Source organism: Lacticaseibacillus huelsenbergensis (genome assembly GCF_029726355.1).
In the GTDB taxonomy this organism is placed as follows: Bacteria; Bacillota; Bacilli; order Lactobacillales; family Lactobacillaceae; genus Lacticaseibacillus; species Lacticaseibacillus casei.
The window spans coordinates 1875730-1902261 of record NZ_CP120687.1; the positions used below are offsets into that span (position 1 = coordinate 1875730).

A 26532-nucleotide genomic window follows, 5' to 3' on the forward strand; every position below is an offset into this window, starting at 1 on the left:
ATTCCCAACTTTCCGTAACGCGTTCACCGGCGCAGAAGCTTGCGTGTAAGGAGCTTGGTCAGTGCATCACGCCCAAGGCCACTTACACTCCAGCTCCTGAGCGCGCCGTTTCACGCTCATAAAAAAACAGCCCCAAAAGAATCTAGGGCTGACCAAAATAAGCGGAGAATCCACCATTGATCAAGCCCAATTGTCAAAAAGTCCGCACTGACCCCGTTGCTGAGAACAGGACTTGGACATTTTCAACAATTGGCTTACTTCAATGGACAGACCTCACTTTCGGTTTAACGTTGCTTTTAAATTAGCACGGCTGATTCGGTTCGTCAACTTTTAACGGCTTCAGCGATTGGCGTGTTGCCACTGGCGATTTTGATCGTTTCGCGATGGCGGTTGCTGTCTAAAGCAGCGACGAGGACATCAGCGACATCGGCTCGCGGAATGGTCGATGGCCGTTGCGGTTGCAGCGTGATGGTGCCTTGCGCCGGATCGTTGGTGAGAGCGGTTGGCTGGACAATGACATAGTCCAGATCAGTGTTATGAATCAGCCACTCATCAGCGTAATACTTGGCGATGTAATAATCGTGCAGCTCTTCCGGCCATCTTGCGGGATCCTCGGCGTCTAACGCGCTTAACATGATGAAGCGGCCAACATCATCGGCTTCGGCCGCTTTCATGGTTTTAATTGCACCGTCGAGATCCACGCCGAGCAAATCCTTTCCCCGTGACCCGGCAGCAAAGATAACGGCATCGTGGCCGGCAAAAAGTTCAGTCAAACGTGAGACCGGCCATGCAAGATTAAGTTCGACTGCCCGAAAATTTTTCTGCGGATCAGGCGTCTGGGTGAGCGGATCGCGATAACCGCCAGTTACGGTATCGCCGCGATCCAATAGTTTGTGCACCAAAAGCTGGCCAATCTGACCATGGGCACCGACAACAAAGATTTTCACAACAAAGGTCCTTTCCTGGAAAATAGTTGTTATCAGTATAACGTTTTTTATTGAGGCATGAAAGCGCTCGCCGAATTTTTTAGACTAAGCGACGCTCAAGACCGGCAGTGTGCTAGGTTTAAATTATTTCAAGCGGAATATGGTGACGCGGTGCCGGGAACGCTTGGTCAAACAGCGCTAGTTCATCCGGCGTAAATGTAACGTCGGCAGCTGCGATATTTTCGGCCATGTGGCTCGCTTCGCCGGTACGCGGGATCGACAGCACATCACCATTACGCAGTACCCACGCCAGCATAAGCTGATGGGTTGAAACGCCCTTGGCTTTGGCCAGATCCACGAGCTCCGGGGTCAACTTGATTGACTTACCACTGCCGGAACCATAAGGCGAGTAGCCAATCGTCGTGATGCCGGCTTGCTTTTGGCGTGGTAGGAGGTCATATTCAATGCCGCGTGATTGCAAATTGTATAACACTTCGTTAGCGACAACTTGATCGCCACCGGGTTCCATCGTGAGCTGATCCATGTCGTCAACATCAAAATTGGAAACACCGTATTGGCGAATCAGGCCTTCTTTTTTCAGTTCCTGCAGGCCTTCCAGGGTTTCTGCTAACGGGGTCGCCCCACGCCAATGCAGCAAGTAGAGATCGAGGTAATCGGTTTTAAGGCGGGACAGGCTATTGGTCAGCGCCGTCCGCATTTGCTTTTTGTCTGCATGGGACGGGTAGAACTTGGAAATCAAATAAATCTCACTCCGGTTGTAATCACCCAGAAAACCGCCGATCAGGGATTCCGCAGCGCCATTCCCGTACATTTCCGCAGTATCAATCACGTTCAAGCCGTGATCCAGCCCGTATTTTAAGGCTTCGGTTTCACGAGCACTCTGCGCAGCGTTGCCTTCGCCTAGATACCAAGTACCCATGCCCACAATTGGTACCGTGACGTCGCCAATATTGATCGTTTTCATAAAAGCAACCTTCCTTTCTTCCTACAAGTCCATTATACAAACTAGTGAAGAAATAAAAACATGATCGGAAAAATGGAACAAAAGATGAGAACGCGGCTTCTTTTAAAAGTGAAAAAATGCAAATTTTTCACTGCCTAAATCGCACTAATTCTTAGCGATGATCGTTATCATGCTCGGCTGGCGGAAGTTTTTTCGCCCCGGTGCGATAGTGGAAAAAGTAGTGCAGGCAGACGAGCGTCAAGAAGATGACACCGACTAACAACGAAATGCTGGTTTCGGGATTGAGCAACATGAAAAATAAAGCGAACGCGAGGAAAATAAGTGTGAGATAATTGCTGTAAGGTGCGAATGGCATTTTAAAAGGATGGTCAGGCATTTTATCGGCGTGAACCTTGCGGAAGCGCGTTTCGCTGACGAGAATGACGACCCACGGCACCATGCCTGGTAAAACGCTGGAGCTATAGACCAGCACGAAAACATTCTTGGCGGCAGGGGCCACACAAGGCAATAAGGCGTTTAAGATGACGCCAAGTAAAATGCCGGCGCCAACGGAAACGACCGGGTAAAACGGCACGCCATGACGATTCAGTTTGGTGAAAATTCGCGGCAATTGTTTGGCATCAGCCAAGGTATACAGCATCCGGCTGGCAGAATAGATGCCTGAATTCGAACCAGACAAGGCGGCCGTGATCACGACGAAATTAATGAGGGATGCCGCAAACGTAATGCCGATTTTGGCGAAGGTCTGCACAAACGGTGATCCTAGTGTATTGAGCTGATCCCACGGGTAAATGGCCACGATGACGAAAATCGCGCCCACGTAGAAGATGAGGATTCGGCCAATTGTATCTTTGACCGCCTTAACAATCGTCGGCTTGGGATTAGCCGCTTCGCCTGCCGTGATCCCAATGAGTTCCACGCCTTGGTAAGAACCGAGCACAATTGACAAGGCGAAGCAGAAACCCTTAAAGCCGCCGGTGAAGAAGCCGCCGTGGGTCCACAGATTACTGATACCCACGGGATGGCCGCCATTGCCAAGACCGAATAAAATGACGCCGAGTCCGGCAACGATCATCAAAATAATGGTAACAACTTTGATGAGTGCAAACCAAAACTCCAATTCACCAAACATTCGCACCGAAATCAGATTGGCTAAAACAAGGAAGGTGATCGCTACGAGCCCAGGAAGCCATCCCGGCAGCCCGGGCCACCAGAATTTAAAATATTCACCAATGGCAATCATTTCTGACATGCCCACGACCACAAATTGGAAAATATTACTCCAGGCGGTCAGATAGCCGAAAAGCGGGTGCATGTATTCGCTGGCAAACTTGGCAAACGAGCCGGTTGCCGGATCGACATACAGCATCTCACCCAAGGCCCGCATGATGAGATAGAGAAAAAGACCGGCAACAATATACGCAATCAGAACTGATGGCCCGGTCCATTTAATCGTTGCGCCGGCACCCATGAACAGGCCTACGCCGATGGTGCCGCCAAGCGCAATCATTTGCATATGGCGTCCGCTAAGTTTTCGTTGCATGTTGATCCCCATTTCTTTCATCTAGTGGCATACAGAAAAAGACTATACAAGAAAAGTCTAGTTTGCGCAAACAGGTGAACGCAAAATGCAGACATTTTTGAAACCGGCATGTACTACATTTGTAAGTATAACGCTTGCTGTTCCAAATCATGTTCGTTCGTCCTCGTTTGCGTTAAACTAGTACCGAATCATTTAAATTTAAGTAGGATATGAGGAAATATTTTGGATAAAGATAATAAGTTAAAAACATCATTAAATGCTTATATGGCAAAGCACCAACTGAACACCAACGCCACATCCGTTGCCATCGGCGTATCCGTGCCGACGTTACGCAAAGCCTTGCGTGGTGAAAAAGTCAGCCGCAAGACGACTGCTAAGATTGAGAGCATCATTGCATCAGGCAAAGTGCCAGCAGGTGCAGCTACTTCCAAAACGACAAAAAAAACTGTTGCCAAGAAACCAGCAGCTAAAGTAGCAACCCGTAAGACCGCTGCAAAGACGCCAGCTACGCCAAAAGCAGCAGCTAAGCGAACTTCAACCGGAACCGTTGGACGTCCGGCACACAGCCAAGCCAACTCAACAAGCGCATCGGCAACCAATCACAGCCAGTCAACGACCCAATCGGCTGCTAACGCGCAGGAAAATGCGGCAAGCGCCCAACCAAAGCGTCGGACGACAACGCGGGTCAATCGGGCAACTGTGACAGCGCGCCAAAATAACCGAACAAACAATCAGCATCAAAACCAGGCAACTAACTCAGAAGCATCAACCGAGCAGCCGACAACAAACAAACGGCCGTCAACCCGGAATCATCGTTTTACCATTCGTCAGCAGCCGGATGTGGCAACACAAGAGGCTCAGGCTGAAGCAAAGAAGCGTCAGACGCAAACGAACAGCCAGTCTGCTGCGGCTTCGGTGAAACCGGCCGAAAGCGATGAACGGCACGAAACAACGGCGCGGCATACTAAACAGCACACGCCAACCGGTAAAACTGAGACGTTCCGGCGTAATGGCAAGTCTGAACGTGAACCGGTTCGCAACGAACGGCGTAATGTGCGGACCGATCGTAACAAGCCAAATAGCACCCGACATCCGGGGCGGCCTAAGCAGAAGCGGTTTGCGGCTAATGCCGATCCGCAAAACTGGCAGCCAATGACGCAATCGGCTTCTACCAGTGCCTCGCAGTCAATGACCAGTCAAGACGCAACCAAGCAACATGTGCCGGCTGTGGTCAATAAAGTTGAAACCCATACGCCAAGTGTCATCCGCTCTTCGTCAAATGAGCGCAATGGTGTAAATGGTGCAACCGCAAGTAGTACGAGCAACAACACCTCTGCGACCAACGCCACCAGTCAGCGGAATCAGCGTGCCAGTTACGGCATGCACACTGAAGCACCATTGGTCACCGGGAAGCAGTTGCAGCTGTTCATCGATGAAAGTTTTGAAGAACGGCGGCCGGATCCACGGATGATGCATATGGGGATTGCAGCCGTTTTCCCGGAAGGTGACGATGAAAGTCTTGCCGGTTTTCGGGATGCGCTTTACCCGTATGGTTGGGAACCCGGCGATGAAGTCAAGGCACGCGGCAAACAAGTCGATGCACTGACGCAGTTAATTAAAGCAGCGCAACATGAGCATATGGGGATGTACACGGTCTTTTCACGCAAAACGACTTATCCTGATTTTGCGCCGTCAATGGAATATCTCTATCCGTATATCGGGGCAACGATTCATGTGCTGCGGGATGTGGATACCACTTTTGACAGTATCGTGATTATGATTGATCATCGTAACGAGCTGGAAGGCAATCAGCTCGTGATGGGGGCCGATATTGTCAGCCGCTATCTGACGTTGTCACTGGAGCGGCCGATCAAAGTGCGCTTCGAGTTTGCTGATTCGCGTGAACATCTTGGCTTGCAGTTGTCTGATTTTGTTGCCAATGCAGCTTTGCGCTTGAGTCACGATGAACTTAGCCTGATTGGAATTAATCCGATGCCTGAGCTTGGTGTTTCGCAGCATGATCAACTTGTGCGCCTGACATTGCTTGGATTGCAGCAAGTCGTCATGGGCGTTCGCGCAGAGCGGGCCGCAACCCCGTCGAAGCACTCACAGCCTGATCGATTTATGCAACTGATTTTCGATGCCACGTATGCGGACTCGGATCGGGTTCGTGGGGCGTTGCCGGTGGTAAAAAATGCTTTGGAACAGTTGATCGATGTTTTGCCTAATGCTCGTGTCGGTCAGATTTCCGGCATGCCGAATCAGAGTTGGTACGACATGACGGCACGAATGGCTGGCCTGTTGCGGTATATCAATAAGGATCCGAAGCCGTATGGTAAAGTTTTGGCGAAAATTGAAAGTGTTGCCAAGACCGCTGCGGATGAACTCGAAATGGCGTTGGATTCTGACTCAAAAGCTAAGCGTTAAAGTTAGGCTAGGAGTTTTATGCCGTGCCAAACTACGCAATCTCCGGCCAGCTGGGGTGGCGACGCGAAGCTAGAGGAGTGGGCACGACTTAGAGCCTCTGCAAAAGCGGCAGAGTCTCTAAGCTCGGCCTTGTTGTAGGCGGGGCAAAAGGCGCCCCACCAACAACAATTTTCTACCAGAAGTCAAGTCTCATTCATTAGGTTTTTCAGTGTTCTTGCGGTTTTCTTGTGGCGTATCGATAACGCCATGATCTAAAAATTTGAGTACACTAAACTAAGCCTTCGGTATTTCATTTTTTGACGGAGGTTGTTAGAATAAGTGTTGAATCAGATGTTGCCTATCGGCCTTTAGTTGCGATGCGATAGACATAGGTCTGATTGTTAATAACTAAACTGTAGAGTGTCCTGATGAGACGTGAAACAGATGCAATGGCAATCTTCTTGGTTCCGACCGCCGAAGAAGATTGCTTTTTCTTTTTGTAATAATCAACGATATGGTTGGGTTTGTTGGATCTGGCCGCAGAGGAAACCATGCAATTGATCACGCGATAGAGAATCTTACGAGCGTATGGATTACCGCGCTTTGAGATATGATCGCTTGCCGTATAGTCACCTGATTCATAATGACGAAGATCAATGCCTACGTAAGCATTAACCTGATTGCTTTTCTTGAAACGGGTTAAATCGCCAAGTTCTGCTAACAAAGTTACGGCGGAGGTTACCCCAATGCCAGGTAAGGATTCAAAGATTTTTAGCTCGGGTAGCGGAATAGCTAGAGAGCACATTTCCTTAATCAAATGTTTACGCCGTGCTGAGAGCCTGATTAGCTCACCCGCAATGTATTGAACCTGTTCTAACTCAACTGGTACTGCCGAGACGGCTGGAGCGGCCGTCAGTGCTACTTTGCCAAGCTTGTCCGCAATTGATTTCGCCCGTTGTTCGGATGTCGGGTACGGCGTTAGATGCCGCAGTGTTTCCACAAAAGCATCGAAGTTCTGACGAGACTTTAACAATATCTGTGGATGTGGGAATGTTTGGACAAGCCGCCAATAGAAAATACCATCAGTCGTTCCTGTAACGTGTTCCAACTCGGGAAAAGTTAACTGCAGGTATCGATGTAGGCGATTTTTGTTCGTCACTAAATCCTGAACTGCCTCTTGATAAGTGCGATCTAAGTCTTTCAAGGCCATGTACACTGGATCCTCGACAAACGATTTACTACGATTCAAGATCAACTGACTTTGTGAGAGGCCGAGTGCATCCATGCGATCAGTCTTTCTCCCGTGAAGTCCCTTGATCATTGATAAATCATGCTTGGCTTGAAGCGGATTAAGCTGCATGTAGGGAACTGCATGTATCTCCAGAAAATGCTTGAGTCGCCGCGAGTAGACACCGGTCGCTTCAAAGACCACTTCAGGGATCTGTTCAGTATCCTGATCTGAGTATTGATGGATTAACTTAAGCAACTTGTCAAAACCCAGTAAATCATTAGTAATGGTGCAAGAATCGACTTCTCGTTGTGGTTCCGCCACAACCGAAACAGAAGTCTGTTTAGAACTCACATCCAGACCAATTGCAATACGCATGTAATTACCACCCTTCAAATTTTTGGATCCTGGTCATCTACTTTTCAATACACGGCGTCAAAGCGCCCATTAGACTGCGACCAGACTCTCAGGATCAATGAAGCCCGCCAATTTCACCCACGGCATTAAATGCCAAGTTGTAATCTACGGCGTTGGCTTCACGCTCACTCTAACAAAAAAAGTGATAGATATTGATCTGGCCTGATCAATATCTATCAACTAAGTTAGTCTATTTCACTCCTGAGCCCCATCTGGCCTACGATTGCTCCGCTTTGGCACTACAAAAGTGTTCAGTCGCCTTTATATTTCGATTGTGAATATAGACCTTGAATCATTTCGTAGTTACGATAACAATTCACAGTCACCACAACAGCAAAACGGTTTCGGAAAGATGATGATAACCTCATCTTTCCGGAACCGTTTTTGTGTACGCGCAGTCACACGATGAAACTATCCTGATTTTTCAGATAGGTAATTTCGTCAAATGTGATGCGGGTTTGCAGGCGTTGCATGATGTCGCGGCTTAGCTTGCCGTCTGCGAATGCTTGCTGGATGAATTCATATTCGGCGTGGAAGGCTTTGAGAAACATGGCATAGAGAATGTCGCCGTCGAAGGAGTCGGAGTGAACCCGACGGTGGCGATCGCGGTAGAAGCGGCGGATGGTATTGACGGCGCTGCGGTTTTGCGCGTTTTCGATATGCGTCAGATATTTCATCACCGCATCATACCCCGCCTGCTCAATTGGCAGAAGATCCTCACCATGCGCGGTAAATTGCCGCTTCCAAAAGATTGGCTCAAGGTTAAGCGGCGTGGTCAAAAAGGCGTTCTGGGCTTCATTAAACGCCTTGTACATGCGCCCCATGTTAAAGGAAAAGCGAATCCGCAAAAAGAGATTTTTCCATAGCCGCTGATCAGCCGTGAAATCATTGAGGTCGATAAATCGGTTATAATAATGTGCCTCGTCCTGCGTGATCGTTCCATTGGCACGTAAGGCTTCAATCGCCGTTTTTTCCGCCGTAATGGTGCCTTCAAAAATGCTTCGCTGCAGCCGGCGCGATGGGTTGTCGTTTAGAATCATTTCCTGCGACAAGGCATCAGCGACGATCTGGGCCTCACTGTGATGTTCGGTTTCGTCGCGCATGGCATCGATGCCAGCCGACAACATGCGGCGCAACCAGATATATTGGCGATTGCGCTTCGGCTGTTTTGGCACGCAGAACGGTAACACCACCACCGGCACGATCAGGCTCAGCAGGATAACCACCGCTGCAATCAGGATTAACCCCTGGCGCAACGCAAATTCGTGACCGTTAATCGTTCGTGGCATTGAAAAAGCCAATGATAACGTGATGGTTCCGTTTGCGCCGCCTAGCATCATGATCAAGGCATTGCGCCACCGATTTTTCTTGCCGATGCGTAACAGCGTGCGGCTCCAGAAGAAGCGAACCAGTGATTTTGCCGCGTAAATGAAAACACCGATTCCCACGAGCAAACTGAATAAGCCGGCTTGGCCGCGTAAGGCTTCGATGACAACATTCGGTAACGATAAGCCTAACAGGACAAACACCAACCCGGACAAAACCGCCGCAATCATTTCCCAGACATTGGCGCTGATGATCTGCATGCGGGCGCTGGTCAGCCGTAATCGGTCACGCTCAACACCTTGCGCAATTCCGGCCGCCACCACTGCCAAAATGCCGGAAAGTGCCAGCTCTTCAGCCAAAAAATAAACCAATAACGGGGTCAGCAACTGAATGCCGACCATAATGAGCGGTTCGTCGTCACCGATCCGGATTAACCACGCCCGGAGATTGACGATCAGGGTGCCAATAATCGCGCCAACTAAAATACCGCCAAAAAAGACAAACAGAAAATCCAATAACGCATCGGTTGCCGAGAACCTGCCGGAAACATAGGCGGAAAGGGCCAGGTCAAAGGCAACAATGCCCGCTGCATCGTTGAACAGACTTTCATTATTTAACAGCTGCATCTGGCTGTCACTCAAAGGATTCGTCTGCGCAACGGCACTGACTGCCGATGCGTCGGTAGGCGTGACAATGGCGATCAAGGCAAATGCCAGGCTGAGTGGAATAACCGGGAAAAGGGCGTGGACGCTAAAGCCTAAAATGATGACCGAAAACAACACCAAACCAACCGCTAGCGACACAATGTTTGTTAAAGACCGGCCAATCTGGAGCCGTGATGCGTTTTGACCTTCGTTAAACAGCAATGGGGCAATGATGGCGAAGGAGAAAACCGATGGATCAATGGCAAAGTTCCGCAACGACGGCATGACGGCCAACGCTGCACCAAGGCCAATCAGGAAGAAGGGTAGAGGGATCTTAGGGATATGGCGGGCAAGCAGATTGCCAACAATCACGGTAGCCAACATAATGCCGAAAATAACAACCTGACTCAAAGCAATCCCCCCTTAGAGCGTGAACTGGCGCAGCGAACGCGTTTCACCGGTTGACCCGATTCGATGCCTCAATTCTAACACCAAATTTATAAAAACACTGACTGCTAGCTCGTTGCAGTGGATGTCGGATATCAGGTAAACAAAAACTGCAGTATCTTAGCGTCAATATAAGGATTTTGGTGCAAACTACTGTGGTAAGCTCCGATCGGCGTTCCGCGGTAAATGTAAAGTGATGTGGGAACGCCGGCTGCTTTAAGCTCCTGTTCGTACCGCTTGACACCGGCAAGGCTTACCGCCCAGTCGCCTTTTGCCCCGAAAATCTGGCTGCCAATGACGAGGGTTTGAACGGATTTAGGAAAATGTGCCAGTTGCGACGTGGGATCACGATAAAATTCGCTGGCAAACGAGATATATTTGACCACTTGCGGTTGGACATCGGTGTGTTGCGTCGTCAGATACCGAAAGCTGAGGTTACTGCCCATGGAATGGCCGACGAGGTTAACTCGCTTAACCTGGTGTTTGGTACGCAGCCAATGTAGTAAGGCGGTGAGTTGCCGGGTTTCTTTGACCGGCGCCTTGGCATCTTCAAAGACAACGCTGATAAGCGGATTTTTTCCGTCATAGCGCTTGGCACCTGTCACCGTGCGTTTTCCGGTGGCACTAATTTTAATGGTCGTGACTTGATTAGTGGCGTGATCCTTCTGAAACCGGCTGACCATGGGCCCAAATGTCAGGCTATTACTCCCGTAGCCCGGTATGAAAACCGTGACGACGTTGGTATTGCGATAAGTTCGGGCGTGGATCGGTCGGCTGCCAATTTGCCACCAGAACCAATAACCGCCAGCGGCCAACAAGAATAAGACGAGCACAGTTTTTCCTAACCAATGATGACGTTTCTTCGATTGTTTGCGCTTCATGATGCACCAGCCTCCTGAGCGTTAGCATGGCGAGTGAACTTTAATAAAAAAGTTGAGTATCGCAATTTTACAATGACGGTACCAAGCTATTTCGATCCTTGCAAAAATGGACCATGTAAAACCGGACGATCGTTGCGGGCCTGAAGCTGTCGATGATTGTCCGGGAAAAGTTGCTGAAAACGTTGGCGTTGTTGAGGACTGATCGTGACGGCGGTTTGATCGATGACATACCAAGTGACGCCTTCAGTTAGCGGTGGTGTGGTCAGTGAACCGAGGTAACGAAAGACCGTCCCTTTTGGCGGCAATAAACTGTCGAGTTGCAGTGCCACTGGCTGCGAGCTTTGGGCCACAAAATGATCAAGTACACTGTCCATTACCGGCATGCCATCGCCCAACGGTAATAAAACCGCCACGACGCAAAGTGCGCCAATGGCCGACTGGTGTACAAAATGCCATTCTGCGGCACGTTGATTTGCGATTCGGTGTTCTGCCGGCACATGCAGATGCGCCTGAACAAAGCGCCACTGGGTCCGGTCGATCTGCGTAAGCCCATGTCCGGCTAAGCGGATGGTAACGTGGTCGTCAATTTCCTGATCCACCAGCCAAGGCTCCTCAATGGTTAACGTTGAAGGATCCGCAGCGGTTGCGTCACGCAGGTCAATCGGGGACTGTTGCTGGCCAAAACCATTCGGCCAAGTATCCTGATGGTGATAGTCTAACGGTGGCATTTCGCGATAATTCCTTTCGTCGCATCGAATAGATGAATGGTTTCAAAAACAGGCCCTGCCAAAGCAAAACCTGTTTTTCCTCGTGAGCGAGGTGAGTTGGATTGTTAGTGAGAGGTCAGACTAGTCGAGCAGCTTAACCGCCGTACCATACGCCACAACGCTTTGCATGTCGCCGCCGATTGACCCGGAGTCAAACCGCATCATGACAACGGCATCACCGCCAACTTTGCGGACTTCATCGCGCAACCGCTCGATCGACTTTTCCCGTGACTCATGCAGCATGTTGCTATAAGCTTTGATTTCACCGCCGACAATATTCTTTAGCCCTGCGCCGATGTTGCTAATCACGTTTTTAGACTGGGTGGTTAAGCCGAAAACCTCGCCAATAATTTCGTAATGCTTACCGGGAATGTTCTCGGTCGTTGTAATCAGAATATCTTGTGCCACAATAAAACCCGCTTTCCTTATTGAAATGAATGTCAGAAGATTCGTTTTAGACAGTTACGATTTAAGTACATCGTTATGCTGTCGAGTGTCCATAACCAGCATCAGATTACCACCCGTGTATGGAGATCACAAGTAAAATAGCCGTTTAAGCAGCGTAGCAGACATTATGGTAAAGAACGATGCTTAGATGCTAATTAACAAGGTCACTATCGTTTAATGCTAAAAATACATTATTTAGTGAGAAACAAGTTTTAAAAAAATGAAAAGTTTAAATGTTAATCAAGGAAAATGGCGTTGTATCGAACCTTAAAAGCACCTTTATATAGTAAATAGTAATGATTACTAGTTCGCAAAAGGGCTTTTTAATTGACTTTAGAAAAACGATAATGATATAAAATGAGTGTCGATGAAAATACTAAGGTAATGAAAGAGGAGGACTTTTAATGGCACATACGATTGCAGAAGTAGATGCTCAACATCATCACAGCCTTGCTTGTGGCCACACCAAACTATTGCACGGTGATCACGTTGATTATCTCGAAAATGGCCATCTTCATCACCCCCATGAAGACCATTTTGATGAGGCTGTGATTCCCGTATCCGCCACTAATCCTGATGGTGAAAGTCCGATTGTTGAAGGCGAGTTGCATGATCAATATTGCGGCCATGAACAAGTACCGCATGGCGATCACATTGATTATTTGGTGAATGGTCGATTGCAACATGTTCACGGCGACCATGTTGACGATCATGGGCCGGTGGATGTTGTCAATTGATATCAGGTTCAAACAAGTTGCATACTAAAAACCGCGGTTTGTGTGACCGCGGTTTTTTTAATATTCGCTCGTCTGGATGATCTAAGCACCACTTCTAAGTTAACGGTTTGATCATCAGGACAAAACCGAGCTGGATTATTTAGAAACCTTAATGACAATTCGACCCTCATGGCGCGGATCATCTAGCAGTTGATGGCCTTTGATAAAACCTTCGCGGGTAAATGGTAACACGTAGCCGACTTGGACGGTCAATTTGTCTTGCGCCATTAAATCAACGAGCGTTTGCAGCGCCCGACCAACTTCGGAGCCGCCAAGTGGTCGCGTGTGTACGAACCGAACGCCGCGACTTAACAAGGGTTCAGTGTGGCTAACCGAAACGATCAGCCCACCATCCTTGGCCATTTCAACATCATCATCACCGCCAAGACCGTTCATCGCCGCATTGATGACGACATCAGCTGTTTTGCGCAGCTCATCGACGGGGTTGCCGCGATCATATGCGACAAAATGTTCGACCCCGAGGCGGTTGACCTCGGCTTCATGCCGACTGGCGGCGATGCCGATCACGGAGGCACCACGCGCAACCGCCAGTTGAATCGCGGCTGAGCCGACGCCGCCGGAAGCACCCTTCACAATTACCGTATCGCCCGCCTTGATTTTACCGAGTTCGACCATGCGATAACCAGTGACGCCAGGAGTAATCAACGCAACACCGGTTTCCGGAGTGATGGTAGCTGGTAACAAGACACTCATGTCAGCTGCTGCCGTCACGATTTCTGCATACGCGCTGGTGGTTCGGGCAATGACGCGATCGCCTTGGCTAAATTGCGTAACCCGACTGCCAATTGCGCTTACGACGCCAGCAACATCATAGCCCGGCACAGTCAAGCCGCTGCCGCCCATTTGCCGTGCGATCCGATCACGGTTGTTAAGGCCGATTGCTTCGGTTTTGATTTGAATTTCCCGCGGACCCGGTTGCGGTGTCGGCAATTCAATCGCATCAATGACTTCCGGACCGCCTGCCTCGCTAAATCCATATCCGATCATATTTTTCCCTCCATCATGTTGGTGAGCGTGAGCCGGCGCGGTTAGAAGTCGGAGTGTAAGTGGCCTTGGGCGTGATGGCCCGGGCTTAGGCCATTGCGACCAAGGTCCTTACACGCAGACTTCTGCGCCGGTAAGCGCGTTATGCCAATGTTAAACTAGCGGCATTTTAACCATGATTAGGGAAAAAGACAATTAAAGTGCCTTGAAGTCGTGGAGGAAAAGTGAACGGTTACAGCTGGTGTCCTCTTAGTCAACCTTTTAATCGTAATTCAATTAGCGATCATCTTGATGCGGCCGCGGATCAAAGCCATGGAGTTGTCCCTTAAACTCATCCGGAAATGAACTAACCGGCGTGTGGTGTTCCCAGCTAGCCGCAACTTCTTCATCAACTGGCTCGGCGTGCTCACTGTAGTCCAAGCCCATTTTTTCGGCGGCAGGGGATACGCGGATACTGACAAATCGGGATAATATAACAGTAATGATGGTGACCATTGCCCCGACCAGGACGATGACAATCAACGTGCCGGCTAACTGGATCAGCAGCAGATGCCAGCCACCGTTATAGGCCAGACCGGCGTGGGAGATGTTCGGCGCGACCTGCTTACTTGCAAAAACACCGGTCAGGATGCTGCCGACAATGCCTGCCACACCATGACAGCCGAATGCATCCAAGGTGTCATCGATCCCGAGGCGGGGCTTGATTTTGCTAATAAACCAGTAGCTAGCTAACGTTGCCAAAACCCCGATGCAAGCAGCGCCAAAACTCGTGACATAGCCAGTTGCCGGCGTGATGCCGACCAATCCGCACAAAGCGCCCGTACACGTGCCAATCAAGGTTGGATGCCCAGTTTGCCAGATGTCGAGACACATCCAAGTGACCAGTGCAGCCGCCGCGCCGACCGAGGTGGTCAAGGCAGCGGTCATGGCAGCTTGATTGACGCCCAGCGCAGACCCGGCATTAAAGCCATACCAGCCAATCCATAAAATCGCGGTTCCCAGCAACACCCATGGTCGATTATAAGGAACCGTGTGCTCGTCAGTCCGGCGCCCGAGAAACGCGGAGAGGGTCAGTGCGGTGATCCCCGCATTGATATGGATCACCGTCCCGCCGGCAAAATCGAGAACGCCGAGACCCGCCAGCAAACCATCAGGACTCCAAATCAAATGCACCAGCGGATAATAAACCAGCAATGACCACAAAACGATGAAGCAAGTCAGAAATTTAAAATGCATCCGCCCGACCACCGCACCGACAAACAAAGCCGGCGTGATGATCGCAAACATCATCTGGAAAAGAATATAAACTCCGGTCGGAATCCGCGCAGCCGTGACCGCGCCAAGCGAAATATCACTCAGGAAAAAATGGTGCACCTGACCGATGACGCCAAATAGATTACCGTTAAAACTCAGTTCGTAACCAACGGCGACCCACAATAAAATGGCAATGCCGGTGATATAAAAAACCGAAAGCATGGTATTAATCACGTTGCGTTTAGAAACAAGCCCACCATAAAAGAAGGCTAGGCCTGGCGTCATAAACCAAACCAGCACACTTGCAATGATCACAAACCCTGTATCGGCTAAATTCATCTGTGCCACCCCGTTCATCTTGAATGGTGGTATTGTAGCACGGGTTTTTACCGAAGCAGGGTTTCACCGGCTAGTATTTATCTAGACCAATGTTCGATTAAATTATATGTTTGCCGATGTTAAAGGTTTTTTCGGGTTGCAAAAAATTATTTTCTGCGTTAGGTTATGTGACACCAGAACTTGACGGTTGATGGGGACAATTGATTTTCGACACATTGGTCTATATAAATTTGAGGTAAAAGAACGAAATTGCTAGGAAAGTGGCTGGGACATAATTTAAAATGGCAATATAAAACGAACATACTCCATTGGTGAGCTGTGAGTATGTTCGTTATTTGTTTCACTAAGAGTAATTCGTTAGGGACATCGCTATGTCAGCGCCAAAGCGGAGCAATCGTAGGCCAGAGGGGGCTCAGCTGTGAAATTGGCCTTAAACGGGTGGTTTTCCCGTTTTAGGCCAAGGCCGAGCTTTGAAACCGCGGTTTTTGCGGGTTCAAAGTCGTGCCCACAGCGTTCCAGCCCCCTCTGGCCGGAGATTGCGGAGTTTGGCACGGCAAGAATTAAAAAATTCAGATTTTTAAAGCTCACCATCCGCAATCTGCCCAAGCACGGACTTAGACGGAATAAAGAACAGTTCACCGGTCAATGGCGTCGAGAAGTCGAGCAGGCGGTCGGAGTTGTCGAACATCCCTTGCAACATCCGCTTGGTGACGGCCCAGTGACGGGCATAGCCGATGAAATAAGTACCGTTGATTTTTTCGGCAGGATTGCTGAAGGGGACGTTCATGCGTACGATCTTATGCTCCACGCCGCCTTCGTTGTCTTGAGACACAACGTTGTGCGAGTTGACCAGTTTCTCTTCATCGGCTAACTCAAAATCATTGAACTTCTTACGACCGATGGCTTTTTCCTGGTCTTCGGTTTTGAGTTTGTTCCAGGCATCCAGTTTATGGTGGTATTTCTGGGCGAAGGCATACGAACCATTTTCAAACGCCGGATCTTCATCGCCGATCACCGCGTATTCCGGTGTGTCCAGTGCGCTGGGATTTTCCGTGCCGTCAACAAAGCCGATGATGGCGCGGCCTTCAAAGTAGCGGAAGCCATGCGTTTCATCGAGCGTGACGGTGTTGTTGCCGATGATTTCCATGATTTCGGACATCAATTCAAATGGCACGGCGGAGTTTTGTGACCGGATATGGAAGAATAGATCCGCCGGGGTGGCAACAGCGGTGTATTTAGGTCCCACGATTGGCTGGAATGCTTCTAACTCTTTTGGTCGTTCGGCATCGGGAAAAAGATAATCCCACGCCTTCCGCGAAAAGCCGAAAGCCGTTGCCAGTTTTGCATCAGGGTAACGAATATTCAGACTATTAATGAACGCAGGCAGATGGTCCGCTAAATCGGCAATCATTTCTTTGTCGCTTGCAACGTCCTGCCGTTTAAGATCAAACGTTGCAAAAATAATGTCTGACCCTGCATCTTTATACACATCCTGTACATCCCGTAAATCAATTGCCATTCTTTCTCCTCCAAACTAGAATCATTTTAATCTGGTTTTAGTTTAGCATAGCAGGTAGGGATTGCAACGATTTTCACCTGGACAGGATGATTTAGTTAAGAAGCTGTATTGGCAGGCGTGAAGACTGTCAGCAGCCGCTATCGTTGGATTTTTTTCGTTAACCGTTCACGCATAGTCGGGGTTCTCATTAGTGCGTTTTAAACCGTTGCCATGGGTGGTAAAGTAAGAACAAAGGTTGTGATGTTTTGACAATGACAATAATGGATCAAGTCGAACTCGTCATTCGACTGCTGGTCGCAGCGTTTTGCGGGTTTGCCATTGGGTTTGAACGCAAAAATCGCTTTAAAAATGCCGGTATCCGAACGCACATGATTGTCGCGCTGGGGTCGGCACTGATTATGATTGTTTCTAAGTATGGTTTCTTTGATATTTTGAATTTGAAAAATATTGCGTTGGATCCGTCTCGTGTCGCGGCGCAGATCGTGAGTGGGGTCAGTTTTCTTGGCGCCGGTGCGATTTTGGTGCGGCACAACAACGTTAATGGCTTGACGACAGCAGCCGGTGTCTGGACCACGGCTGCTGTCGGGATGGCGATTGGTGCCAAACTGTATATTCTGGGTTTGTCGGCGACGGCGCTCGTCTTGGGCATTCAGGTAGTCCTGCATCACCATTATCGTTGGCTGCCAAGTGGCGACAATGGCGTTTTGACGATTCGAATTCGCAATGAAGGCTTTGATATGGAACACATGCGCCAAACGCTTGGCAAGTATCATATCAAAGTCTTGAATGTCTCCATCAAGCACGAAGGCGATGAAGTGAAAATGAGTTTACATGTCGAAAGCAGGGCCAACGAAGATATGCGGCGACTGCTGATGTTCTATGCTGACAACCCTAATATTATTTCCATCGAGTTTTAGCCAGTTGGCCGAACTGATAACGTTTGGCGAAACAGCGTTATTTGTGAAACCCGCGATAATCTGATAATATATGTAGAAATCTTTTAAGCGAGGTATGAAATTGCTCACAGTAAACAATGTTTCGATGACGTTCTCGGATCGGAAGCTGTACGAAGACGTTAACCTGAAATTCACGCCCGGTAATTGTTATGGCATTATTGGTGCCAACGGGGCGGGAAAATCGACTTTTCTCAAAATTCTTGAAGGCGAGCTGACGCCGACGACTGGATCTGTCAGTCTATCACCTAACGAGCGCATGAGCAGCCTGAAACAGGATCACTTTGCGTTCGATGATCAGACCGTCATGAACACGGTTTTACAGGGATGGGAACGTCTGTATCAAGTGATGACGGAAAAAGACGCGCTATACGCTAAGGCGGACTTCAGTGAAGCAGACGGGAACAAGGCTGCCGAACTTGAAGGCGAGTTCGCGGAAATGGACGGCTGGAACGCGGAAAGTGATGCGTCACAGCTGTTGCAGTCGCTGGGCATTCGGGAAAGCGAACATCAAAAACTCATGGCCGATCTGCCTGAAGGGGAGAAGGTCAAGGTGCTTTTGGCGCAAGCGCTGTTCGGTAAGCCGGACGTGCTGTTGCTGGACGAGCCGACAAATGGTCTTGATCCACAGGCGATTAGCTGGCTGGAAGACTTTTTGGCGGACTATGAGCATACCGTGTTGGTCGTTTCACATGACCGGCATTTTCTGAATGCGGTTTGTACCATGATGTGTGATGTCGATTTTGGTAAGATCGAACTTTACGTCGGCAACTATGACTTTTGGAAGCAGAGTTCCGAGTTGGCATTGCAGCTGCAGAGTCAGGCCAACGCCAAAAAAGAAGAACAGATCAAACAGCTGCAGGAATTCGTGGCCCGTTTTTCGGCCAATGCATCCAAGTCGAAGCAGGCCACTTCGCGTAAGAAGCAGCTTGAAAAGATTACCTTGGACGATATTCGGCCGAGCTCCCGTAAGTACCCGTATATCAAGTTTGAACCTGAGCGGGCGATCGGGAACGACTTGTTGCGGGTGGAGAATGTTTCCAAGACGATTGACGGCCAGCAGGTGCTGAAAGATGTCAGTTTCATTTTGCGGCCGGGCGATAAAACCGGCATTATCAGCCGCAGCGATGTGACCGCGACGGTGTTGATGCAGTTGCTGGCAGGTGAATTGGAGCCGGATAGCGGCACCATTACCTGGGGGGTCACGACTAGCCGCGCGGCGATGCCTAAGGATTTAAACCCCGAATTTGATCACGCTGACCTCAACATTCTGGATTGGTTGCGCCAATTTGCGCCGCAAGATGAGCAGGATAATACGTTCTTGCGCGGGTTCCTCGGGCGGATGCTTTTCTCCGGCGATGAGGTGCTTAAGCAGTTGAACGTTCTGTCTGGTGGCGAAAAGGTGCGGTCGTATCTGGCGAAGATGATGCTGAGTAAAGCCAATGTGTTGATCATGGACGATCCGACCAACCATCTTGACTTGGAAAGTATTACTAGCCTGAATGATGCGTTGATTGATTTTAAGGGTTCCGTGATTTTTACCAGTCATGATCATCAGTTCATCCAGACCATTGCGGATCATATCATCGAAGTCGGGCCATTGGGTGTTGTTGATCGGGCTGACACGAGCTATGACGAGTTTATGCAGCATGAAACTGCGCAGAAGCAAGTGGAAGCCATTTATCCGGAGTCGTTGCGGCAGGCTTAGGCAATTTGTTCCGGGACGTGCCAAACTCCGCAATCTCCGGCCAGCTGAGCCTGGAACGTGGTGGGCACGACTTTAAGCCTCAGCAAAAAACGCTGAGTCTTAAAGCTCGGCCTTGTTGTAGGCGGGGCAAAGAGCGCCCCACCAACAACAATGTCACCACTGAGGCTCATCTGGCCTCCGATTGCTCCGCTTTGGCACTGGGTTTTCCAAGAACACAACGAAATGTTCCCCCGACTCTTCTTTAGAAACAGACGAATTAATCTTCCACATAATATCGCTGGAAGTTGATTCGTCTATTTTTTTGTCTTTTATCTTTGCACGCGAGATAATGTCATTAGATTTGTGTGATAAATGGCCAGCATTAACCCGTGACCTGGTGCATAAGAAGGGATGATCGATATGACCCAACCCGTGATAATTTTGCTTGGTGTTGGCGGCTTTGCTGTTGCCGTCGTTGTGCTTAATCTGCTGTTGGCGTGGCGGCGTCAGGCGAAGTTGAAGCAGCAGCTGCTTGCTGACTGGGGGACGTTGCCGGTTAAGCGTGGTGGTAGCGAGCGTTATTTGAAGGCGGCGTATCTCGATCATGAGGCGCAGGTTGATCATGATTGTCTCATTGACGACTTGACATGGCGGGATTTGGACATGTTTGAGGTGTTCAAACAACTCAACGCCACGCAGAGCAGCGTTGGTGCGGAGCGCGTGTACGCTCAGTTGCGGGCTTACGACTTGGGCAAGCCTGATGTTAACGAAACGTTGATTGACTTTTTTCGCACGCACGCCGAGGAGCGGCTTAAAGTTCAGCTTGCGTTTGCCGGTTTGGGCACGGAAGCGGCGAATAATAGTCAGCATTATCTCCGCACCACGACACAAGCGGCCCTGCCTCATGCTTGGCGCTTTAAGGTTTTAGGCGGGTTGCCGGTTGTGGGCTTGCTCCTGATTTCGTTGTTGCCAGCAATTGGGGTGGCACTGGCGACGTTGAGCCTCATGGTGAATCTTTTTTATTACGTTTTGAAAAGAGAGGCACTGGACGCCGAAGTGATGGCGATGGGGTATCTGGTGCGCACGATTGTGACGGCCGAGCATCTCGTTAAAATTGCCCAACCAACGCAGGCGGCTTTGCGCACCGCGTTGAAGCCGATGCGCGGAATCACGCGGCTTGCCTTTGTTTTCCGCACGCGCGATAACAGCAGTGCTGATATGATGACCGAATATTTTAGTAGCATGTTTATGCTGGGGTTTATCGCCTATAACAACGTGCTGACGCGCTTGCACAATCGGCATGCCGAGGCGTTAACTTTGTGGCAGGCGTTAGGCGACTTGGAGCTGGCGATTGCGATTGCTAATTTTCGCGAGGCGCATGCTAACAGCAGTCAACCGGTTTTTGCGGATGGCGGGCTGACGGCGAAGGAGCTGGTTCATCCGTTGCTCAAGCATCCGGTAGCTAATCCTGTCGACTGGCAGAAGAACGCCTTGATTACCGGTGCCAACGCGTCTGGTAAATCAACGTATGTCAAAAGCATCGCCGTCAATGCAATTCTGGCGCAAACAATCAACACGGTTTTGGCGAAGGACATGTCGATTCAACCAGGGCTAGTGATTACGGCCATGGCGATCCGGGATGATTTAAGCGAAGGCGACAGTTATTTTGTGGCCGAAATTAAGGCGATTCATCGGCTCTTAGATGCGGTTGCCACTAACAAGCGAATTTACGGCTTCATTGATGAAATTCTGAAGGGCACCAATACGGTCGAACGAATTGCTGCATCGGCCAGTGTCATCAACTGGTTGAGCCACTATCCCAGTCTGGTGGTGGTTGCGACGCATGATAACGAGCTGACCGATATCATGGGCGAACAATGCGTCAACTGGCATTTTCAGGAAAAGGTGACCAAAAAAGATGGCGTTGTCTTTGACTACTTGCTGCATCAAGGCCCGGCGACGTCGCATAATGCAATCACCTTGTTGGCCACAATGGCGTATCCGGAGACGTTGATCAAAGACGCGCGGACGCTTGCGGCTGATTTTGAACGGACTAAGGCATGGCCAAGGTATCGACAAGGAGGCATTAAGGCGTGACAACAGCCAATCAGATTTTTGAAGCAATCCGGCGTGATCCGGCCAACGCAGACTTCACTGCGCAAGGGTGGGATCCGCTTTACCACATCGAGCCAGATGCGACCATCCTGATTGCAAGTCAGGCGCCAGGACGGAAAGCGCAAACCACGAAAACTTATTGGAATGATCCAAGCGGTGATCGTTTGCGCACTTGGATGGGTGTGACGAACGACCAGTTTTATCACAGCGGCAAAATCGCCGTCCTGCCGCTGGACTTTTATTATCCGGGAAAAGGCAAGTCAGGAGATTTACCGCCACGTAAAGATTTTGCGGCTAAGTGGCATCCCCCTTTGTTGGCACTGATGCCACACATCCAGTTGACCATTGTGATCGGTGCCTATGCGCAGAAGTACTACCTAGGCAAACGCCGGGAAAAGACGCTGACGGCAACGGTCAAAAATTTCCGGGCATATTTGCCGACCTACTTTCCCATTGTTCATCCTTCGCCGTTGAACTACGGCTGGGTGAATCGCAATCCGTGGTTCATGGATGAGGTCGTGCCGGCGCTGCAGGAGCGGGTGGCGCGGTTGATGAAGTGATTCGGAACTCAAAAAATGACAGCAAGTACCGAAAAGGATAATGTGTTTTTAGAGTAAAGTATAAGTGCCATTTGAAGATCACCGCGGCTTAGTCACCCGCAATGTTGACAAGATCGTTCGAACGGTTGGCGGCTCCCTTCTAGGAAGCCGTTTTTTAGTGCCAAAAACAAGATTGTAATGTGGTCAGACTAGTTGCCTAATATTATTTTTCGCCATTGAGGAACATAGCTAAATGCCTAGAACCGATTTTTAGTGGCCGTAACACGCTTCATTCACAGATGTGGGGCAGAAGAATCGTTTAAAAATACGGCAGTTTCATTTTCAATCGGCTTTTTCCTCATCAATGCGGAAAAAGCTGATATGGTCGTGTAACCGGTTACATATTATGCTGGTTCATGTAAGAACAAGAGGAGGAGGTTCAAACATGACAACAGGATTACCTAAAAACTTTTTATGGGGCGGTGCAGTTGCTGCCCATCAATTGGAAGGTGCCTGGCAGGAAGACGGCAAAGGTGTCAGTGTTGCCGACGTTATGACGGTAGGCGGTCCGGAAAAAGCGCGAACGATCACAGACGGCGTGGTTCCGGGAGAATACTATCCAAACCATGATGGGATCGATTTCTATCATCGCTACAAGGAAGACATCGCTTTGTTCAAGGAAATGGGCTTCAACAGTTTTCGAACCTCGATTGCGTGGACGCGAATTTATCCAAATGGAGACGAGACTCAGCCAAACGAAGCGGGCTTACAGTTTTACGATGATCTCTTTGATGAACTACTGAGGAACGGCATTGAACCGGTTGTCACCTTGTCACATTTTGAATTACCGTACCACCTTGTGACTGAATATGGCGGATTCAGAAACCGTAAGTTGATTGAATTTTTTGTTCGATTCGCTACTACCTGTTTCGAACGGTATAAGAACAAGGTTAAGTACTGGATGACATTTAACGAAATCAATAACCAAGCAAATTTTATCGATGATTTTGCACCATTCACCAACTCGGGTTTACGTTATCAACCTGGTGATGATCGGGAGGCCATCATGTATCAGGCGGCCCACAATGAATTGGTTGCCAGTGCAGAGGCCGTTCAAATCGGTCACGCGATCAATCCAACGATGCAAATCGGCTGCATGATCGCGATGGGTCCGATTTATCCATACAGCATGAATCCTGAAGACGTGTTGTTGGCGCAAAAAGCAATGGAACACAATTACTTTTTTGCTGACGTACACGTGCATGGTGACTATCCGGCAACGTTGCTCAAGTATTGGGAGCGCAAAGGCATTACGCCTGAGATCAGTGCTGAAGACCGCCAGATTCTGAAAAATGGCACAGTCGACTATATTGGGCTTAGTTATTACATGTCGCACGCTGTTAAAAAGGATCCTGCTAGATCTTTTGATGATCTCGATTTAAAGCAAGTGGTCAAAAATAATTACCTGAAGGCTAGTGATTGGGGTTGGCAAATTGATCCGCGCGGGTTGCGTTACGCGCTGAATTGGCTGACAGATCGGTATCGCAAACCGCTGTTCATTGTTGAGAATGGCTTCGGCGCGTATGACAAAGTTGAAGCGAATGGTCAGATTCACGATTCATATCGCATCAATTATTTACGCGCACATATTGAACAAATGAAACTGGCAGTGACGGAAGATGGCGTCGATTTAATCGGTTACTTACCGTGGGGCCCGATTGACCTAGTTTCTGCCGGAACCGGCGAAATGGACAAACGTTATGGCTTCATTTACGTTGATAAGGACAACCAAGGCGAAGGAACGCTTGCTCGTAGCCGTAAAGATTCATTTTTCTGGTACAAACAGGTTATCGCGTCAAACGGTGAGAATCTGAATTAAGGTAATGGCGGTCGGCAGTGTGATCGCTGGCCGTCAAGTAGGAAAGGAAGGCTGTATCGTGAAAAAAGCATTGATCATCTGTGCAGCAGGAATGTCGTCATCCATGATGGCAAAGAAAACCACAGATTACTTTAAGGCACACAGCAAAGACATTCAGTTAGATGCTGTCACAGCGACTGAAGGTGAAGATGAAATCCGCAACGGCGACTTCGATCTTTTCCTAATTTCACCGCAGACTAACATGTATCTGGACAACTTCCAGAAAGTCGGTAAAGAGGTAGGCAAGCCGGTCGTTAGCATTCCATTTGATGCTTACATTCCAATTCCGATGGGGATCGAGAAAATGGCCAAATTGGTCGAAAAAAATCTCTAAAGTTATCTTTCCTTCAGGTCGGCAACGACAACATGCTTATGTAAAAAGCCGCGAAGCAAAGACTGGATTGAGGAGGCGTCAGTATGAAACAGAAAGAGCGCGAGTTATTGCTTTATCTCGTTGAGAATCAGGATCAATATGTCACGAGTAAAGACTTGGCAAACACACTTTTGATGACGCCTAGGACGGTCCGAAGCTATGTTAAAAGTTTAAAAGCCATGATTGAGAAATATGGTGCGAGTCTTGAAGCGAAGCCGAGTTTCGGTTATCGCTTACATATTCTCCACCCGGTCGCGTTTGATCTGTTTTTAAATCAGCATAAGGTGTTAAGTCCAAAAGTCAATGATACTGTGACGGCCTCCGAGTCGATTGATCGCCAGAATTATATTCTCAATAAGCTGCTAATCGAAGACGAGGCATTACTCATGGATGATCTCGCTGAACGGCTATTCGTCAGTCGCTCGACGCTTTCAAAAGACATGATTTCTGTTCGTGAAAAGTTGGAGCCTTATGCGCTGCATCTTGAGAGTAGGGCGAACAAGGGCTTTTATGTTGTCGGAACGGAACGCAATCGCCGGCATTTCATTCTGGATTATTTCTTTAGCCATGGCCAGAATAACTTTCAACGGTTTATGGAAAATAAGTCTTTCTTTGCCGATGTCAGTTTTGAACAGCTGACGATCGTCGTGATCGATGAATGTCGCGAAGCCAGTCTACGGCTATCGGATTTCATCATTCAAAATATTGTTTTATACCTGGCACTCAGCATCGAGCGGGTCCGAAAAGGGAACAGTTTGCCTCCTGTAAAGGTTGAACAAGCGCCAGAACATCAACGGCATTATGCGGTGGCTGAGCGGATCATGGAACGGATCGCCAGAAGTACCGGGTTGCAGTTTTCAGAAAGTGAAGTTGCCTATTTAGCGATTCAGCTTGTTGCGATGGCAAAGGGAAGCCCGCAAGACTCGAACGACCAGGCTCTTTGGAAGGACATGGATCAAGTGCTCAGACGAATCGAAGCCGAGACAGGTTATCCGGTGAGCACGGATTATGCATTAAGAAAGAGTCTGGCCGAACACATCAAGCCGATGTTAGTACGACTGCAGCAAGGCATTCAGCTAAAAAATCCATTGTTAAAAGAAATCAAGACCCATTATCCGCAATATTTTGCTGACACCAAGCGCTTTCTAGGAATGTCAAAAATATTGTCTGCGTACACGATTAACGATGACGAAACGGCCTATATGGCAATGCATCTCATGGCAGCAGTCGAAAAGTATCATAATGCTCATAAACTACGGACCTTGATTATCTGTGCCACCGGTTATGGCAGTGCGGAGTTACTTAACAATCGCGTGCAAAAGGAGTTTGGCGAGACGCTGAATATTGTCGGGGTCAAAGGTTATTACGAAGTCGATGACGAAAGTTTGGCTGACGTTGATCTGATCATTTCAGCGATTGATCTGTCGACCCAGGTGCTGCGTGTCCCAGTCATTCAGGTCAGTGTCTTCTTGGGTGAAATGGATGTTCGGGCGATTCGTCAATTCTTGGAGACGCATAACCGCCCACATGGGAAAGCGGCTTCAAAAGTCGAGGCTATTGCTGCTGTCGATAAAAGCATTTTTGATCAGTTTACTGATTCTAGTCGATTTGTACGTTGGACAGAGCCAGTTAATCGAGAAACTGTTTTAAATCGACTCTGCGCCCAAGTAGCGCTTCTTGAGCCGGCTAATTTTGCAGACGAGTTAAAAGCTCAAGTACATCAACGCGAACAGATGAGCAGCATTACATTTAGTCAAAAAATCGTTGTTCCTCATCCGGCGATGCCAATCGGCCAATTTACCCAAATTGCCATTGGCGTCATTCCTGCGGGATTAAAATGGTCCGAAAGCTTCCCAGCTGTCCAGCTCGTGTTTCTTCTGTCACCTTCTTATTTGGGGAATCGAGGGCTGACCTCAATCACCCAGACAATTGTTGCGTTGACTGACCATGCGGATTGGCAAGCGTCATTAGTGGCAGCCTCAGATTTCAAAAGTTTTCGTCACCGCTTTTTACAAATGATGGAGGAGGAATAAGTGC

20 protein-coding genes and 1 pseudogene are annotated in these 26532 nt (G+C 49.0%); 10 read left to right on the forward strand and 11 right to left on the reverse strand.

Translation table 11 applies throughout. From position 1 onward, the window contains the following. Nucleotides 1–323: 323 nt before the first annotated feature. From LHUE1_RS08545 to LHUE1_RS08555, 3 genes are all read right to left on the reverse strand, one after another. Complete coding sequence (locus LHUE1_RS08545; protein WP_049170939.1) at nt 324–947, reverse strand: SDR family oxidoreductase; 624 nt, start codon at nt 945–947, stop codon at nt 324–326. A 118-nt stretch (nt 948–1065) separates the two neighbouring features. Beyond that, on the reverse strand, nt 1066–1911 hold the full coding sequence (locus LHUE1_RS08550; protein ID WP_049170941.1) for an aldo/keto reductase: 846 nt from the start codon (nt 1909–1911) through the stop codon (nt 1066–1068). 151 nt (nt 1912–2062) lie between these two features. Further along, entirely contained in the window at nt 2063–3454 is a 1392-nt protein-coding gene (locus tag LHUE1_RS08555) for an amino acid permease (protein WP_049170944.1), read from the reverse strand. 222 nt (nt 3455–3676) lie between these two features. On the opposite strand from LHUE1_RS08555, the gene LHUE1_RS08560 reads away from it, so the two are divergent. Further along, on the forward strand, nt 3677–5881 hold the full coding sequence (locus LHUE1_RS08560) for a DUF3800 domain-containing protein (RefSeq protein WP_390882696.1): 2205 nt from the start codon (nt 3677–3679) through the stop codon (nt 5879–5881). A 337-nt stretch (nt 5882–6218) separates the two neighbouring features. On the opposite strand, the gene LHUE1_RS08565 is transcribed toward LHUE1_RS08560, so the two are convergent. The 5 genes from LHUE1_RS08565 to LHUE1_RS08585 form a co-directional block, all read right to left on the reverse strand. After that, complete coding sequence (locus LHUE1_RS08565; RefSeq protein WP_049170424.1) at nt 6219–7466, reverse strand: IS110 family RNA-guided transposase; 1248 nt, start codon at nt 7464–7466, stop codon at nt 6219–6221. Between the two features lie 437 nt (nt 7467–7903). Next, complete coding sequence (locus LHUE1_RS08570) at nt 7904–9886, reverse strand: cation:proton antiporter (RefSeq protein ID WP_049169046.1); 1983 nt, start codon at nt 9884–9886, stop codon at nt 7904–7906. A 131-nt stretch (nt 9887–10017) separates the two neighbouring features. Beyond that, nucleotides 10018–10803 carry an alpha/beta fold hydrolase gene (locus tag LHUE1_RS08575; RefSeq protein ID WP_049169045.1) on the reverse strand — a complete coding sequence of 262 codons (786 nt, stop codon included), beginning with the start codon at nt 10801–10803 and terminating at the stop codon, nt 10018–10020. An 86-nt stretch (nt 10804–10889) separates the two neighbouring features. Beyond that, entirely contained in the window at nt 10890–11531 is a 642-nt protein-coding gene (locus tag LHUE1_RS08580; protein ID WP_049169044.1) for a carbonic anhydrase family protein, read from the reverse strand. A 120-nt stretch (nt 11532–11651) separates the two neighbouring features. Further along, nucleotides 11652–11978, reverse strand: a complete 327-nt coding sequence (locus LHUE1_RS08585; protein WP_277848322.1) for a heavy metal-binding domain-containing protein — start codon at nt 11976–11978, stop codon at nt 11652–11654. A gap of 443 nt (nt 11979–12421) precedes the next feature. On the opposite strand from LHUE1_RS08585, the gene LHUE1_RS08590 reads away from it, so the two are divergent. Next, entirely contained in the window at nt 12422–12754 is a 333-nt protein-coding gene (locus LHUE1_RS08590; protein ID WP_049169043.1) for a hypothetical protein, read from the forward strand. Nucleotides 12755–12889: 135 nt separating this feature from the next. On the opposite strand, the gene LHUE1_RS08595 is transcribed toward LHUE1_RS08590, so the two are convergent. Next, nucleotides 12890–13801, reverse strand: coding sequence for a quinone oxidoreductase family protein (locus LHUE1_RS08595; protein ID WP_049169042.1), 912 nt, complete (start codon nt 13799–13801; stop codon nt 12890–12892). Nucleotides 13802–14074: 273 nt separating this feature from the next. Then, entirely contained in the window at nt 14075–15391 is a 1317-nt protein-coding gene (locus tag LHUE1_RS08600) for an ammonium transporter (protein ID WP_049171507.1), read from the reverse strand. A gap of 371 nt (nt 15392–15762) precedes the next feature. On the opposite strand from LHUE1_RS08600, the pseudogene LHUE1_RS14370 reads away from it, so the two are divergent. Beyond that, nucleotides 15763–15972: pseudogene (locus tag LHUE1_RS14370) on the forward strand (hypothetical protein). Here the strand turns inward: LHUE1_RS14370 and LHUE1_RS08605 are convergent. Next, nucleotides 15969–16910 (reverse strand): Dyp-type peroxidase, encoded by a 942-nt coding sequence (locus tag LHUE1_RS08605; protein WP_049171012.1) that lies wholly within the window; start codon nt 16908–16910, stop codon nt 15969–15971. The pseudogene LHUE1_RS14370 and the gene LHUE1_RS08605 overlap by 4 nt on opposite strands. 251 nt (nt 16911–17161) lie before the next feature. On the opposite strand from LHUE1_RS08605, the gene LHUE1_RS08610 reads away from it, so the two are divergent. From LHUE1_RS08610 to LHUE1_RS08640, 7 genes are all read left to right on the forward strand, one after another. Beyond that, the gene (locus tag LHUE1_RS08610) at nt 17162–17827 is read left to right on the forward strand and encodes an MgtC/SapB family protein (protein WP_032958545.1); all 666 of its coding nucleotides are present in this window, start codon (nt 17162–17164) and stop codon (nt 17825–17827) included. A 100-nt stretch (nt 17828–17927) separates the two neighbouring features. After that, the gene (locus LHUE1_RS08615) at nt 17928–19571 is read left to right on the forward strand and encodes an ABC-F family ATP-binding cassette domain-containing protein (protein WP_049171015.1); all 1644 of its coding nucleotides are present in this window, start codon (nt 17928–17930) and stop codon (nt 19569–19571) included. Between the two features lie 399 nt (nt 19572–19970). Continuing rightward, nucleotides 19971–21647, forward strand: a complete 1677-nt coding sequence (locus LHUE1_RS08620; protein ID WP_049171018.1) for a MutS-related protein — start codon at nt 19971–19973, stop codon at nt 21645–21647. Beyond that, nucleotides 21644–22225 (forward strand): uracil-DNA glycosylase family protein, encoded by a 582-nt coding sequence (locus LHUE1_RS08625; protein WP_010493443.1) that lies wholly within the window; start codon nt 21644–21646, stop codon nt 22223–22225. The genes LHUE1_RS08620 and LHUE1_RS08625 overlap by 4 nt, the downstream gene beginning before the upstream one ends. Before the next feature lie 424 nt (nt 22226–22649). Then, nucleotides 22650–24083 carry a 6-phospho-beta-glucosidase gene (locus tag LHUE1_RS08630; RefSeq protein WP_049171020.1) on the forward strand — a complete coding sequence of 478 codons (1434 nt, stop codon included), beginning with the start codon at nt 22650–22652 and terminating at the stop codon, nt 24081–24083. 58 nt (nt 24084–24141) lie between these two features. Continuing rightward, a complete protein-coding gene (locus LHUE1_RS08635; protein WP_010493446.1) occupies nt 24142–24456 on the forward strand; it encodes a PTS cellobiose transporter subunit IIB in 315 nt (104 codons plus the stop codon). 83 nt (nt 24457–24539) lie between these two features. After that, nucleotides 24540–26528 (forward strand): BglG family transcription antiterminator, encoded by a 1989-nt coding sequence (locus LHUE1_RS08640; protein ID WP_049171021.1) that lies wholly within the window; start codon nt 24540–24542, stop codon nt 26526–26528. The last annotated feature ends 4 nt before the right edge of the window (nt 26529–26532 follow it).

Coding starts and splice junctions, on each gene's coding strand:
- LHUE1_RS08550 (WP_049170941.1), bottom strand. CDS start 1,911: ATGAAAACGATCAATATTGGCGACGTCACGGTACCAATTGTGGGCATG.
- LHUE1_RS08555 (WP_049170944.1), bottom strand. CDS start 3,454: ATGCAACGAAAACTTAGCGGACGCCATATGCAAATGATTGCGCTTGGC.
- LHUE1_RS08565 (WP_049170424.1), bottom strand. CDS start 7,466: ATGCGTATTGCAATTGGTCTGGATGTGAGTTCTAAACAGACTTCTGTT.
- LHUE1_RS08575 (WP_049169045.1), bottom strand. CDS start 10,803: ATGAAGCGCAAACAATCGAAGAAACGTCATCATTGGTTAGGAAAAACT.
- LHUE1_RS08580 (WP_049169044.1), bottom strand. CDS start 11,531: ATGCCACCGTTAGACTATCACCATCAGGATACTTGGCCGAATGGTTTT.
- LHUE1_RS08590 (WP_049169043.1), top strand. CDS start 12,422: ATGGCACATACGATTGCAGAAGTAGATGCTCAACATCATCACAGCCTT.
- LHUE1_RS08595 (WP_049169042.1), bottom strand. CDS start 13,801: ATGATCGGATATGGATTTAGCGAGGCAGGCGGTCCGGAAGTCATTGAT.
- LHUE1_RS08600 (WP_049171507.1), bottom strand. CDS start 15,391: ATGAATTTAGCCGATACAGGGTTTGTGATCATTGCAAGTGTGCTGGTT.
- LHUE1_RS08605 (WP_049171012.1), bottom strand. CDS start 16,910: ATGGCAATTGATTTACGGGATGTACAGGATGTGTATAAAGATGCAGGG.
- LHUE1_RS08610 (WP_032958545.1), top strand. CDS start 17,162: ATGACAATAATGGATCAAGTCGAACTCGTCATTCGACTGCTGGTCGCA.
- LHUE1_RS08620 (WP_049171018.1), top strand. CDS start 19,971: ATGACCCAACCCGTGATAATTTTGCTTGGTGTTGGCGGCTTTGCTGTT.
- LHUE1_RS08630 (WP_049171020.1), top strand. CDS start 22,650: ATGACAACAGGATTACCTAAAAACTTTTTATGGGGCGGTGCAGTTGCT.
- LHUE1_RS08640 (WP_049171021.1), top strand. CDS start 24,540: ATGAAACAGAAAGAGCGCGAGTTATTGCTTTATCTCGTTGAGAATCAG.